Below are 14,011 nucleotides of genomic sequence, written 5' to 3' on the forward strand. Positions count from 1 at the left end.
AGTGGATTGACCCCAGGCAGCCGCAAGGCTGCCTTTTTTATTCAATTAATGCGTTTTAGCATGTTATGTTGTGTAGCATTAATCAACATAAGCATTGGCAACAGAATCTGACGATGAGTAACACTTTCTTCTTTGGCGATTGGCAGGTTGACCCTGCCGCTAATACGGTGCGCAAAGGTAAGCAGCTACAACAGCTTGAACCTAAAGCCATGGATGTGTTGCTACTACTGTGCCGCCATGCCGGTGAGGTGCTCAGCAGCGATGATATTGTCAGCCATTGCTGGCCCGGTACTGCCACTGGCGATAACCCGCTGCATAAAACCATTACCCAACTGCGCAAAGCGCTGGGCGATAACGCCACGCAGCCAACATATATTGAAACCATTCGTAAGCGTGGCTACCGTACTTTGGCTGAGGTGCGTTTTCCCTCAGGGCAAGAACAAAGTGCCACGCCGCAAAGCTGGCAGCAAGGCTCACCGTTTCCGGGCTTGCAGGCCTATGACGCCCGCTATGCCAGCGTTTTTTTTGGCCGCGGTGCGCAAATTGATACCCTGCTAAGCCGAATTGCCCAGCAAATTAAATTCGGCCGCGATTTTTGTTTGTTACTGGGCCCGAGCGGCAGCGGCAAGTCATCGTTAATTAATGCCGGGGTTATGCCTAATCTGATGCAGGCCGGCGGCTTTAATGGCGTTGAAGTGCTGTCTTTTAGCAGCCTGGACTTAGCCGATGTCAGTAAAGGCCAGTTGTATCACAGCTTAGCCAGTACCTTACTGGACTGGGAGCTGGGGCCGGAGCAAACCCCGGTGTTTAGTGGTGATAGTGCCGCCAGCCTGGCTGATAAACTGCAACAGCAACCCGAGGCGCTGCTGCAGCAGTGCCGTCAACTACTAGCCAATGGCCGCCAGTACAGCCGGCGTTTCGCGCTCTTTGTCGACCGTTTAGAGGTATTGTTATCCTCGCCAATTTTCAGCGAGCAAGAGCGCAGCGGCTTTGTTGCCCTGTTGGAGCAATTTGCCAGTAGCGGTACAGTGCTGGTGCTCAGTGCTTGTCGCAACGAATTTTATCCCAACTTAGTCGCCTACCCCAGCTTAATGGCGGGTAAAGCTAAGGGCGCTCATTTTGACCTGGCCGCACCAGGGCGTGCCGATTTGCTGCAAATGATCCGCTTACCCGCCCTGGCCGCCGGGCTGAGTTTTGAAACTGATCCTGCGACTGCCATGCCACTGGATGAAATACTCTGCAGCGAAGCGGCCAGTAACCCCGATGCGCTGCCAATGCTGCAATATACTTTGCAGCAATTGTATTTACAGCGCAGTAGCGACAATCAGCTGCTGCTATCGGTCTATAAAGCGTTGGGCGGTATAGAGGGCGCCATTGGTAAAAACGCTGAACAGGCAATTAAAAACCTAAGCAAAGCCGAGCAGGATAGCCTGCCACGGGTGTTGTCGCTACTGGTAACCTTACGCGAAGACGAGCAAAGCATTACCAGTCGCAGCGCCCGTTTAGCGCAACTGCAAACAGATGCTGAGCGCACTTTGGTGAATACCATGGTTGAGCAGCGCTTATTTGTGTCGCACCTGCAACAAGGCGAGCCCTGCTTTAGCATAGCGCACGAGGCATTGTTACGGCGTTGGCCACGCGCCACCGCCTGGATCAGCGAACATTTTGATAGCTTAAGCGTAAAAAGCCGTATCGTGCATTTAAGCCAGCGCTGGCGCAGCGAAAAACAAAACAGTGCCTATTTGCTGGCCGAAGGCAAACCGTTGCAAGAAGCTTTACTGTTAAAGCAAAACCGCTTATTTCAGCTTGATAATGAAGAAACTGAATTTATTCAGGCATCTCAAAACAAAGCCCGGTTAAAACGCTGGACCCGCCGCGGCACCATCGCCATGCTCTGCCTGCTCACCTTTAGCGCCGTAGCAATGGGGATCCGCAGTTTTAACGCCGAGCAACAAGCGCAGCAAAAACGCCTGGCAGCAGAAAACCTGTTGGGATTTATGGTCGGGGAGTTTGCCGATAAGCTGCGCAGCATTGGCCGCATGGATTTACTCGACGGTATCAGCAACAAAGCCCTGGAATACTTTACCGATTATTCTACCGATGATACCAGTTTAAGCACCGCAGCCAGGCTGCAGCATGGCCAAACCTTAGAAGCCATGGGCGAGGTGGCCTACTCGCGCGGTAAAACCGACGAAGCCAGTGCTGCCCTGCAAGCCGCCAGAGTGCAGTTAGAAGCGGTGCTTAAGCAGCAACCAGATAATCTAGAACTGTTAAAAACCCTCGGCGCTAATGCCTTTTGGCTTGGCCAAATTCAGTATGACGCCAGCAACTGGCAAGCCACCCAGCCGGAATTTGAGCGCTATTACCAGTATAGCGAGCGAATGTATCAGTTAGCGCCGGATAACCTCGATGCCATTATGGAGCTGTCTTACGCCACCAACTCGCTGGGATCATTGGCGATGAAGCAGCAGATGTTTGATAAGGCGAAGCAGAATTTTGCAGAGTCATTGCGGCTTAAATTACTGGCACTATATCAGAAGCCCGACAGTAGCCAGTTAATAGCAGACGTCGCTGATACTCGATCGTGGCTTGCCAGTGCCGTGCTGTCGCAAGGTGATCTTTCCTCCGCTATTACTATACATGAGGAATTACAACTGCAGCTTGAAGGATTTAAATCGACTTCAGAGCCCTATTTATTGGATATTTTGACGAGTAGTTATCAGTTGCTGGCCGATTTATTAGATTATCAAGGAAGAACTGCAGAAGCACTGAGCAAAGCTAAGCTTGGTTTTAGCGCTATATCAAAGGCTTTGGCACAAGACCCTGATAACAGTACCTGGAAGCGCCGCAGACATTACTATTACTTTCAAAACTTTAAGTTTCAGACAGGCCAGGATTTAGTGGAAATTGAGCGTAATTTTGCATTTAATCAAGCCGCATTAAACTTAGACCGCGAAACAATGACCCAGATTAATATTAAGGAAATTGAAGTAAGGCTTTGGCGAACAGCTGCGCAGCAGTTACAAAACTTAAACCTGTTTGCTAACAGTAAAGTTTTTGCAGATCTTGCTTATCATGCCTCTGATGAACTAACGGCGCAGTATTCAAAAAATATGAGTTATATCGCTTTCTTAACAGATAGCCAGCTGCTACAAGCTAAAACTTTAGTTGCTGAAAGTCAGGATGAGGCCGCGACATCATTGTGCGAGCAAGTTCAGCGGCGTTTAGCAGATGTTGTGCAAACGAACAAGGATGCTCGATACGTTAGCGCCTACGCAAAGTCGCTTGATTGTCTTGGCATACTGGCAAGCCAACCCGAACTTATCGCACTGTTGGAAAAAAATAATATTGTGAATTATCACTTTTAACCCCAACCATAAGGAAATACGTTATGCCTTTAACTCAAGCGGCCAGTTTAATTCAGGTTGTTGTCAATCTGGAAAATGGCGAACCGGTATTTAGTTACCAAACTACCGCTGGCCAACCTTTAGCCAACGGTGATGTTACGGTAACAGAAGCCGGTACTATTACTTACCAGCTGGTAGATAATACCGGCAAAGGCCTGAAGTTTATTGGTGTTGGTTTTATAACACCCTTTGACGGTATTATTGATGCTATTACGGTAAGCAGCGATGGTCAGTTAGTGCAGATGTTGGATATGGACCGTAGTGCCGGTACCACTAAATTCCAATTTGTACTTACCAATAGCAGCAATACTCTGATGCTGTTGAGTCCAGATCCGCAAGTTAAAAACGAGCCCAACGGCTGATTGCACCCACTAAGGCTGTTTCATTATCTCCCAAAAGCCCCGAAAGGGGCTTTTTTAATTGTTTAAAATCAATAAATTAAATAGGAAGGTTGTCAGAAGGTTATCGCGGTAGGTAAAGGTTAAAGTTGGCAGCAATTAAGCCAACTAAGTAAGACTCGCCGATGAAAACTGCACATAACAAAAACCAGCTGCCAGCATTGGCCATGAACGACAACGGCCTGTGGCCTGATGATAACGATATGGCAAGCGCTCTGGATGTAGCTAGTTTTATCCAGTATCTGGCCGAGGCAGTGCTGATTGTCAGCCCGGATGGGGTTATTGAATGCGCCAACGCCAAAGCCGCTTTGTTACTTAATTGCATTAGTACGCCGCTTATTGGCCGGCGCTGGCCTGAGTTTTTGCTTAGTCGTTGTCAGCAACAGTATGACGGTCTGGTAAAAATGGTAGCAAAGCGGGTACTTTCATTGCAGACGGGCCCGTCGGAATTTGCTTTACGTTGTGTCGATGGCAAGATTAAAGACATCGAGCTTACCGTGTCGTTTTTACCAGAGCCCGAAGCGAGGTTGGTATTGGTACTGCGCGATTTAACGCGTTACAAGGCAGAATGTGAGCACTTAAAGCTGCAGGCTACGACCGATGCGTTAACCGGCCTGGCCAACCGTCGTGGTTTTGACGAGCAACTGCAGCAGCAATGGCAGTTGTGTACCGATGCACGCCGGCCGCTTAGTGTGGTGATTATCGATATCGATTTTTTTAAGCAGTTTAATGACAGTTACGGCCATATTCAGGGCGATGCCTGCCTGCGTAAGGTAGCCGGGGCTATAGTGCAGGCAATGCCGGTAGAGGCCAAACTGGCCGCACGTTATGGTGGTGAGGAATTTGCGCTGATTTTGCCTAACCACAATGAAATACGCGCGTTAAAAGTGGCGCGCGACGTGCAGCAGATAGTGCGACAATTACAGTTTACCGACGCCGGTTTGCCGGCGGCGGTGAATGTGTCAGTCAGCCAGGGAGTGTCAACCGAAATAGGTGGCCAGTACCGCACCAGCCAGGCGTTGCTGTGCGCAGCAGATACCGCCTTGTATCGGGCTAAATCGGATGGCCGCGACTGTATTAATACCAGTAGTTAACGGCGTTATTTACGACCCTGCTTTAAGGATCAGGGTTTCGCTGCCAAAGCTCAGGGTATCGCCGGCATTCATTTGCTTGCGCTTCTGGGTTTCGACCACACCATTTACCTTCACCAGGCCAGCGTCAACTGCGGCTTTGGCTGCGCCACCACTACTGCATAAACCTTCAAATTTTAAAATTTTATACAGTTCTACCGGTTGCTTGCTAAGGATCACTTCACGTTTGTTGCTGCTCATAACTTGTCGCCTTTAATGATGTTCTTAAGCGGGTTCGCTTAAGTTTAAATGGGGTTTACCCAGCAGATAGGCGCGGCGAAACTCGCTGAAATACTGCGCCAGCAGTCTGGCGGCCTCGGTTTCGTTGGCCAGTGCTAACACTTCAATCGCCACTTCTGCAGTACACAGCTGATGCAAGTGGGCCGCTTCGCGCAGCGCATAACGCGACGCTTGCTCGGGCTGAATGCCCAGTACCGGCATCGCGGCCAGATAGGGGCTTTTAAACATTTTTTTGGCTTCACGCCAGGTGCCATCCAGCATCACAAATAGCGGGATTTTGCCGGTGGTGGCCAGGCTAAGTGCGGCGGCATCTGGCAAGCAGCGCTCAGGTGCTGCGTATTGCTGCGGAAACACCAGCACTGGTGCATAGCGGTTATCATTTAACAGCGCCAGTAACGCTGGATCGGGCCGGGTGCGGTCCCAGACAAAAGCATGGTTATCGGCTATTACATCGCAAATCAGCCGGCCGGTATTGCTGGGTTTGTAGCACTCACCGGTATACATAATAAAACAAAAGGCGCAGTTGCCGGCAGCAACAGGTTTGGCGGCACAAATACAAGCGTTGGCGGGCAGCAGACATTGCTCACAGCGTACCACTTTACTGCCGCGGGCATTGAATACCCGCTGCGACTTGGCCAGTTCATGTTGGCGCAATAGTAATACAGAATTCTCGGTCAAAAGTGCGTTCGCTGGCAGCCAAAGGAGTAATTGTAAGGCTTTTATGCTAGGCTGGGCAGCCTTTTTCGTGATTTTTTGCGGATAACCAAACTGTATTGAAAACCTTATCGTGTCAATAGCCCTGCGCCCCTCAGAAATTACTTTGCCAGCAGTTAACAACGGCTGGCTTACGGTACTGCAGTTTTTATGCGGTCAGTTTCCTTTTATCAGCGAAGCGGTTTGGCGCGAGCGTATAGCCGCCGGTAAGGTACACTGGTTTAACGGCGACGCTATCACACCTGATACGCCATTTTCGCCTAGTAAACGGCTGTGCTATTACCGCGAAGTGGTGGCCGAGCCACGGATCCCCTTTGCCCACCGAATCCTTTATCAGGATGCGCATCTTATTGTTGCCGATAAGCCGCATTTTTTGCCGGTAACCCCGGGCGGTGACTATGTTAATGAGTGTCTGCTCGCAAGGTTGCAGCGTGATACCGGTATTACTGATATTGCGCCGCTGCACCGCTTAGACCGCGATACCGCAGGGCTGGTGTTGTTCTCAGTGAACCCGGTTAGCCGGCCAGCGTACTATCAGCTGTTTAGCCAGGGCCAAATTAGCAAACAATATCAGGCGGTGGCCCGTTTAACGGCGGCAGCTGAAAAGGCTGAACTGCCGCAGCTCTGGCATATCGCCAACCGGATTGAGAAAAGCAGCCCGCGTTTTACTAATGCCATAGTGGCGGGCGAGGTCAATGCCATTTCGGATATTTGCCTGATAGCTAAAAACGATAACTTAGGGCTATTTCAGCTTACCCCGCATAGTGGTAAAACCCATCAGCTGCGTTTGCATATGCTAAGCCTGGGCATGCCAATTCTGCATGATACCTACTATCCGGTGTTGCAGCCAAAGCAGTTGCCACAGTTGGCAAGGCCGCTGCAGCTGTTAGCACAACAGCTAAACTTTACCGATCCGTTAAGCCAGCGCCAGCATCAGTTTTGCAGTAAGCAGTTACTGGCGGCCTGGCCAGGGTAGCGGGCTGTATTAACCCGCTTGCTGGTGTTGTTGCAGCAGTTTGTCCAGCTGATTGGCAAAAGCCTGGCGATCGCTCTGGTTCAGTGGTGGCGGGCCGCCGGTATGCACGCCACTACCACGCAGGGTGTCCATAAAATCGCGCATGGTCAGTTTCTGCTTGATGGTATCGGTGCTATATAACTCGCCGCGCGGGTTTAACGCCCGGCCGCCTTTGGCCAGCACTTCAGCGGCTAATGGAATATCGGCCGTTATCACTAAATCGCCGGGGGCGCAGCGGCGGACAATTTCGTTGTCGGCTTCGTCAAAGCCGTGGGCAACCTGCAGACTACTAAGATAAGGCGAGGGCGGTACCCGGATTTGCTGGTTAGCAACCAAAATGGTGCTGATTTGCCGTTTTATCGCCGCCCGGAACAAAATGTCTTTGATCACCACCGGACAGGCATCGGCATCTACCCAGATTTTCATTGCAATACTCTCTTATTCGTTCAGTCTGGTTTTCCGCCAGACTTGGTTTCAGCTACCAATGGCAATATCAGCCTGAACTCGGTGCCTTTGCCGCTCTGAGTTTCCATATCAATACTGCCGGCCAGTACCTGGGTGACCAGATTGTAGCACAGGTGCAGCCCCAGCCCTTTGCTCTGACTGGCGCGGCGGGTCGTTACAAAGGGGTTAAAGACAATGTCTTTAACACTGGTATCAATGCCTTTACCGTTGTCGGCTACTTTAATCATCAGTTGTTGCTGATTGCATTTTACTGCCAGCCTTATTTCGCCACTATCGTCCGGTTCAAAGGCGTGCAATAAAGCATTCTCCAACAAATGGCTTAACACTGTGCTCAGCGCACTGGCCCGCAATTGCAGCTTAAGCTCATCCGGGCAATCCAGAATAATGCCAATAGCGGCATTAGGTGGATTAAGCCGGGCAATTAAATGTTGCAGCCAGGGTTTCAGCGTTACGCTGACGGTATCGGTTACCGTTTCATTTACCGCCAGTTGTTTAAACTGGGTGACGAGATCCGCCGCCCGTTGCAAGTTGTAGTTAATCAGTTGCAGGTGTTGCTCACTATCGCTGACAAATTGGCTAAAGGCTTTAGTGCTTAAGGTTTTATTGTCAAAGTGCTGTTTTAACTCGCTTACCTTGCCAGCAAGTGCGCTGCTGGCTGTAATGCTAACGCCAACCGGCGTATTGATCTCATGCGCTACTCCGGCTACTGTTTGGCCAAGTGCTGCCATTTTTTCGTTTTCTAACAAGCTTTGCTGGGCCAGTTTTAGTTGTTGACTGCGCTCTTCCACCAGCCGCGCCAATTGCTGCGCCTGCAGCTTCGACACCCGTGTGCGAAAGCGCACTAACAGGTAGACGGCCAGCACCAGGCCCAGGGTAACCAGCACTACAAACCACCATTGCTGCCAAAATGCGGGTTTTACCGTAAGTTGCAAGGTGTTTTGTTGCTCACTCCACTGGCCGCTGCGATTGGTCGCCTGAATTTGTAGCTGGTAGCGGCCAGGCCATAAATTGGTATAACTGGCCAGCCGTTGCGATGCATCAGAATATTGCCAGTCTTGCTCAAAACCCAATAAGCGATGGCGATATTGCAGTTTTTGCGGCGCGGATAAATCCATTGCGCTGAATTCAACACTAAAGCTACGTTCATCGGCTTGCAGGGTTAAAGTTGGCTGCTCGGGGGCTATTTGCCGGTTGCGGCCTTTTACTCTGAGCTCGGTTAATAACACTCTGGGCTGGTATTGCCAGGAGTTGAACAACGCGGGGTCAATGATTAGTAAACCGTTGCTGCCACCAAATAACAGCAAACCCTGGCGGGTTTTGGCAAAGGCGCGATACCAGGGGCTGCCGATATCGACACCGTCGGCAGGCGTAAGCTCATACAGCTGGTTATTGGCCGGATTAAAATGGAACTTGGAGGTCCAGATATTGCCCTGGTTATCCTCCAGCAAATTGGCACCAAAATCTTCATTCAGAGTGCTATTAGCAAAACTGACTTTGCTGAAGGTTCCATCGGTTGGCGATTCGCCAGGGTGATAGCGATACAAACCCGCCGGGGTGTCCAGCCACAGCCGGTTCTGGCTATCGTGCAGCAAACCCAGAATAGTGCTGGCTTCGACAGCCAGCACGGCTTCTGCCGTGGGCAGTGTAGCCTGGGTGCCCGGCGCTATCACAAATAACCCACTGGCACCGGTACCCAGCCAGATGTTGCGTTCAGCATCTTCCACCATAGTATTAATGTAGTCTTGTAGTGGTTCACCATTGTGTTGCCTGATCCGGACAAAACGCTGTTGTTCAGCTTGCCACAAGGCTACGCCGGTACTACTACCCAGCCACAGCCGTTGCTGGCTGTCGATAAAAAAACTACGGACATTCGTGCGCCAGATCCCCTGTTCCGGGCCCAGCAGACTAAAGCTGCCGTTATCAGGCTGGAAGCGGTATACCTGACCAGGATTGACCCCCACCCAGACAGTACCATCGGCTTGCTCTGCCATAGCGGTTATCCAGCCATGTTGCAGCTTGCCGGGCATATCAGTTTGTGGCAGATGACGCGCCACTATACCAGCAGCCGGGTCAATAACCTCAATGCCATTGCCGCGACTTCCCAGCCAAATCCGGCCATTAGCCAGCTCCAGCACGCTGCTGATATTGTCGCTGGCAATGCTGCTGCTTTTGGTCAGACTCTGGCGTAAGGTACTGACCCCAGCCTGACCATCAAAGCGCTGTAAGCCACCACCATAACCACCAAGCCATATTTTGCCGGCAGTGTCTTTGAGCAGGGTACGCACATCCTGATTGGCCAGGCTAAAAGGATTAGAAATATCGTGCTGATACTGGCCCAGTAAGTTTTTATCGGTTACCGCCAGCCGGCTGATGCCATTAAAGCCAGCCAGCCAGACTTCCTGGCTATTAATTTGCAAAATATCATATACCGGCCCTGGTACCTGGCCGGCTTGTGGCAGAACAGTCAGGCTATGATCGGCATTAATAACATAAGCGCCGGCCCTGTCTGTTCCCAGCCAGATTTCAGATGCCACTCTGGCCAGGGTTAATACCTGGCCCAAATCACCTGACGGGCTGGTCACCGCTTTCGGGGTGGCACTGCCCGGCGTTAACAGATATAACCCGCTGCGGCTACCAATCCATAAATTTGCGGCATCGTCAGTCAGTAATGCCCTGATATCCTGCAGCTCGGTATGAGACGGAATAAATTGCAGCAGCTGGCCTTGCTGGTCCAGTAAGGCTAACCCCTGATTGCCAGCCAGCCAGATGTTGCCCGCGGCATCTTCGGTAACGGCCTGAACCTGATAAGCGAAGTCCGTGCTGATGCCGGGTGCGGTGATTTTAGGCTGATAAAAACTGTCTGTGACACTGTCATAGCGCTGAATACCACCTGGCGCCGTTGCCAGCCATAAAGTGCCGTCGCTGGCCTGAAATAAATAACGAACAAAATTGCCGGCAATAGCCGTGTTGCTGATAGTACTGCTTTGCTGTTCATGACTGGCGGGGGGCAGATTTTGCTGGCTTGGTTGTAAATAGCGCCGAAAACGATAACCGTCGTAGCGTACCAGGCCGCCGGCACTGCCAACCCATATACGGCCATATTTATCCTGGGCCAGTTTGGTCACAATATTATCGGGAATATGCTGCCGACTGGCGACGCTGACAAAAAACTCACTGGCGGGCGGAAAATACTGGCTGGCAGAGGCGTAAACCTGTGCTGGAAACAGTAAAGTGGTAACCAGGGCTGACAGCGCGGTCAGCGCAAGGCGGCTCAGTAAGCTAAACGACAAGTTATACTGCTCACGGTCAAATCGTAGTAGGTTAAATTTACGTCTGTTTTTATTAAAAATCAATTAATTAACTGTAGTTTTAGCTGGCTGATTAAATCAGTGGCTGTTAACCAGGATTGCCGCTGCTGCTGCAACAGGGAGGCCGCAGCGTTTAGGTGCAGCCAGGCCGCAAGCTGGCAGGCCGCACTGCCATCAAGACCCTGCGCCAGCAGGGCCGCAATGATACCGGTGAGCACATCGCCCATACCGCCGCTGGCCAGCGCCGGGTTGGCGGCTGCCAGCAGGCTTACTTCGCCGTTTTGATCACAAATCAGGGTGCCAGCGCCTTTAAGTAACACCACCCCGCCATAACGCTGTTGCAACCGACTGACGGCAGCCAGCCGGTCTTGCTGAATATCAGCGGTGCTGCAGTTCAGTAAGCGGGCTGCTTCACCCGGGTGTGGCGTTAGCAGCCAGTTTTGCCTTTTTAATCGGGTTTGCTGTGCCTCAGGCAGGCTGGCAATAAAATTCAGCGCATCGGCATCCAATACCAATGGCTTGTTACTGGCCAGAGCCTGGGCCATTAAGGCCTGGCCCCAGCTTTGCTTGCCTAGTCCGGGGCCAATAGCGATAACGCTGGCACGTTGCAGCAGGGTGGTGCAGTCGTTGCTGCTTACCATTACTTCCGGCTGGCGGCCTAACATGGCGCTGCTATGCTCGCTACGGCTATATAAACTTACCAGGCCAGCTCCGCAGTTAACCGCAGCCTGGGCTGCCAGTATAGCGGCGCCGCCAAAGCCATAATCACCACCTATTACCAGCACATGGCCAAACAGACCTTTATGGCTGTTAGCCGGGCGTACCGGCAATAGCGTGCTGATAGCTGCAGCGGCCAGACTGCTGCACGCGGGGCTCTGCGCTGCCAGCTCTGTGGCCAGTTGTAGTGGGCTTACCCAGAGCTTACCACTATGGTCCAGGCCATCTTGCATCAGTAAACCGGCTTTCAGGCCAATAAAACTAAGGGTACAACTGGCTTTTACCGCCAGTGGCAGGGCAGCACCGCTATCTGCTGCCAGGCCGCTTGGAATATCCACAGCCAGTACCGGCTTGCCGCTTCGGTTAATCTGCTGAATAAGTTCAGAGGTGGTTTTATCCAGTGGCCGGTTCAGGCCAACGCCAAATAACGCATCTATTAATAATTCAGCCGCGGCAAACGCACTGACCACCGGAACACTGGCCGCAGCCGCCGCATTGGCTGCCTGGCGGGCAGCACTGCCAAGAGCAGTATGATCGCCGTGCAGATACAACCGCACGTCGTAGCCGTTGCTGCGGGCCAGCGCGGCCAGCAAATAGCCATCGCCACCGTTATTGCCATTACCGGCATACACCAGAATAGTACAAGGGGGCGGCCACAGCTGCTGCAGCAGCGCGAGCAAGGCTTCGGCTGCCCGCTGCATCAATATAAAGCCGCCATTGTGGCCAAGCCCGGCTATGGCCTGCTGTTCCAGCTGACGAATAGTTGCTGCCCGGTATAACGGCTGCTGGCAGGCTTTATCTATCGGATAAAGATCGGCTGTGGTGGCGCTGGCTGGCATGGGCTTCTCATTTTTGGCAACTGGCGACTATTGGTTGCTATTAGCATAGCGCAGACAAAAGCGTAGCTTGTCAGGGTAAGGAAAAATATCGTCGACAATGCCGTCGCGGATCGCCTGTTGTTTAGCACGCCAGTAGCTGGCATCCAGCAATTCAGGGTGTTTACTGAACAGCAACTGGCGAATTTGCGGCTGCGGCGTAACAAAGGTGGCAATTTGCTCAGGAAAGACATCGCCAGGCGCAGCGTAACAGTTGGCCTCGGCGTTAATGGCATCTTCAAAGTTATCGGTTTTGGGGAAGGCGCGGAAATTAACATCCAGTAAATACTGCACTTCGTCGTAGTCATAAAACACTACCCGCTTATGCCGGGTAACCCCAAAGTTTTTCAGCAGCATATCGCCGGGAAAGATATTGGCAGCAATCATTTCTTTAATAGCATTGCCGTAGTCGTTCATGATGACGGCTTTATCGTCGTCGCTGGCTTGTTCCAGATAAATATTCAGCGGCACCATCCGCCGTTCAATATACAAATGCTTGATAATGACTAAGTCGTCTTCAAATTGCAGCGATCCCTGGATGCTTTGCTCCAACTCTGCCAGCAGCTCAGGAGTGAAACGCGAGCGGGGCAGTGCCACATCTGAATATTCCAGGGTATCGGCCATCCGGCCGACCCGGTCGTGTTTTTTCACCAGCAAATAACGTGCTTTAACAGTGGCCCGGTCAAACTCTTTGCTGGGGGCGAATTTATCGCGAATAACCTTAAACACATAAGGAAACGAGGGCAGGGTAAATACCATCATCACCATGCCGCGAATGCCTGGTGCAGCCACAAACTGATCATGACTTTTGGTTAAATGGCTAAGTAACTCGCGGTAAAACTCGGTTTTGCCCTGTTTATGCAAACCAATGCTGGCATACAGCTCGGCCAGGGTTTTATGCGGCAGTAACTCGCGTAAAAAATGCACCAGCGCTGAAGGTACCGGGCACTGCACCATAAAATAGGCGCGGGAAAAACCGAAAATAATACTCATATGTTGTGGATCGGTTAGCAGGGTGTCGAGGTATAAACCGGCACCTTGCTGATGCAGCAGCGGAATAATAAAAGGTTGCTGACCGTCAGGTGTCACCACACGGCCCACAATATAGGCTGCTTTATTGCGGAAAAATACCGATTTAAGCATATCAAAGCGAATTTGATGCACCGGATAGCGGCCATGCGCTGATTGCGTAATAAAGCTTTTTACGATGTAACGAATGTCCCGTTCCAGATTAATAAAGGGCGTGCTAAAAGCAAAGTCGGCGACTATCTGGCGGATGCTTTGTTTCAGGCCATCCTGCGCCGGGAAATAACTCTGGTATACCGACGATATAGGTGCCGGCAAATGTTGCAGGTTTAAGGTCGATTCAACAAAAATATTCTGGTTGTGATAGTACTTGCGGGCAAATAAGCGGCAGAACACCGAGTTATAAAAGGTTTCTGCCAGCTCAGCCTGAGGGTGAAACAACAAGTACTGTAAATACTGTTGTTTTACCTGTTGCCACAATGGCTCGTTCAAACAATCTGACGGCATCGCCTGTTTCAGCGCCGTTACCGTTTCGGCTACCCGCTGATCGTAGAACGAGATCCGCTCTGAGCTATCTTGCTGATATGCTCGCCAGTCGGCGAGCTCAAACCGTTGTTTCGCTTTAGCCGTTACTTTTTGAAATAGTTGAAAGTGCTTGCGAAAGCCTTGCAGAATGATCTCAGCGATTTGTTGGGCTTTAGCCATAGACCTTATTC

The 14,011-nt window shown here is 51.3% G+C and carries 10 protein-coding genes; 4 read left to right on the forward strand and 6 right to left on the reverse strand.

Annotation, left to right across the window (positions count from 1 at the left end):
* The first annotated feature begins 113 nt into the window (after positions 1 to 113).
* The 3 genes from WG68_RS14220 to WG68_RS14230 all read left to right on the forward strand — a co-directional run bounded on the left by WG68_RS14220 (position 114) and on the right by WG68_RS14230 (position 4,899).
* Positions 114 to 3,368, forward strand: a complete 3,255-nt coding sequence (locus WG68_RS14220; protein WP_046558372.1) for an nSTAND1 domain-containing NTPase — start codon at positions 114 to 116, stop codon at positions 3,366 to 3,368.
* 23 nt (positions 3,369 to 3,391) lie between these two features.
* On the forward strand, positions 3,392 to 3,769 hold the full coding sequence (locus WG68_RS14225; RefSeq protein WP_046558373.1) for a DP-EP family protein: 378 nt from the start codon (positions 3,392 to 3,394) through the stop codon (positions 3,767 to 3,769).
* Positions 3,770 to 3,930: 161 nt separating this feature from the next.
* Positions 3,931 to 4,899 (forward strand): sensor domain-containing diguanylate cyclase, encoded by a 969-nt coding sequence (locus WG68_RS14230; RefSeq protein WP_052749119.1) that lies wholly within the window; start codon positions 3,931 to 3,933, stop codon positions 4,897 to 4,899.
* A gap of 9 nt (positions 4,900 to 4,908) precedes the next feature.
* Here the strand turns inward: WG68_RS14230 and WG68_RS14235 are convergent, their stop codons facing one another.
* Together WG68_RS14235 and WG68_RS14240 are read right to left on the reverse strand one after the other, a co-directional pair.
* On the reverse strand, positions 4,909 to 5,136 hold the full coding sequence (locus WG68_RS14235; protein WP_046558374.1) for an RNA-binding S4 domain-containing protein: 228 nt from the start codon (positions 5,134 to 5,136) through the stop codon (positions 4,909 to 4,911).
* 24 nt (positions 5,137 to 5,160) lie between these two features.
* Positions 5,161 to 5,853 carry a tRNA-uridine aminocarboxypropyltransferase gene (locus WG68_RS14240; RefSeq protein ID WP_046558437.1) on the reverse strand — a complete coding sequence of 231 codons (693 nt, stop codon included), beginning with the start codon at positions 5,851 to 5,853 and terminating at the stop codon, positions 5,161 to 5,163.
* 142 nt (positions 5,854 to 5,995) lie between these two features.
* On the opposite strand from WG68_RS14240, the gene WG68_RS14245 reads away from it, so the two are divergent.
* A complete protein-coding gene (locus tag WG68_RS14245; RefSeq protein ID WP_235357743.1) occupies positions 5,996 to 6,865 on the forward strand; it encodes a pseudouridine synthase in 870 nt (289 codons plus the stop codon).
* A gap of 9 nt (positions 6,866 to 6,874) precedes the next feature.
* On the opposite strand, the gene WG68_RS14250 is transcribed toward WG68_RS14245, so the two are convergent.
* Genes WG68_RS14250 through aceK form a run of 4 tightly spaced genes read right to left on the reverse strand, consistent with a single transcriptional unit; the run spans position 6,875 to position 14,000 of the window.
* Complete coding sequence (locus WG68_RS14250) at positions 6,875 to 7,330, reverse strand: YaiI/YqxD family protein (protein WP_046558376.1); 456 nt, start codon at positions 7,328 to 7,330, stop codon at positions 6,875 to 6,877.
* Positions 7,331 to 7,350: 20 nt separating this feature from the next.
* Positions 7,351 to 10,659, reverse strand: a complete 3,309-nt coding sequence (locus WG68_RS14255; protein ID WP_161796373.1) for a sensor histidine kinase — start codon at positions 10,657 to 10,659, stop codon at positions 7,351 to 7,353.
* 59 nt (positions 10,660 to 10,718) lie between these two features.
* Entirely contained in the window at positions 10,719 to 12,233 is a 1,515-nt protein-coding gene (locus tag WG68_RS14260; protein ID WP_046558378.1) for a bifunctional ADP-dependent NAD(P)H-hydrate dehydratase/NAD(P)H-hydrate epimerase, read from the reverse strand.
* A gap of 27 nt (positions 12,234 to 12,260) precedes the next feature.
* On the reverse strand, positions 12,261 to 14,000 hold the full coding sequence (gene aceK / locus WG68_RS14265) for a bifunctional isocitrate dehydrogenase kinase/phosphatase (protein ID WP_046558379.1): 1,740 nt from the start codon (positions 13,998 to 14,000) through the stop codon (positions 12,261 to 12,263).
* Between the last annotated feature and the right edge of the window lie 11 nt (positions 14,001 to 14,011).

Source organism: Arsukibacterium ikkense (assembly GCF_000987775.1).
Lineage (GTDB): Bacteria > Pseudomonadota > Gammaproteobacteria > Enterobacterales > Alteromonadaceae > Alishewanella > Alishewanella ikkense.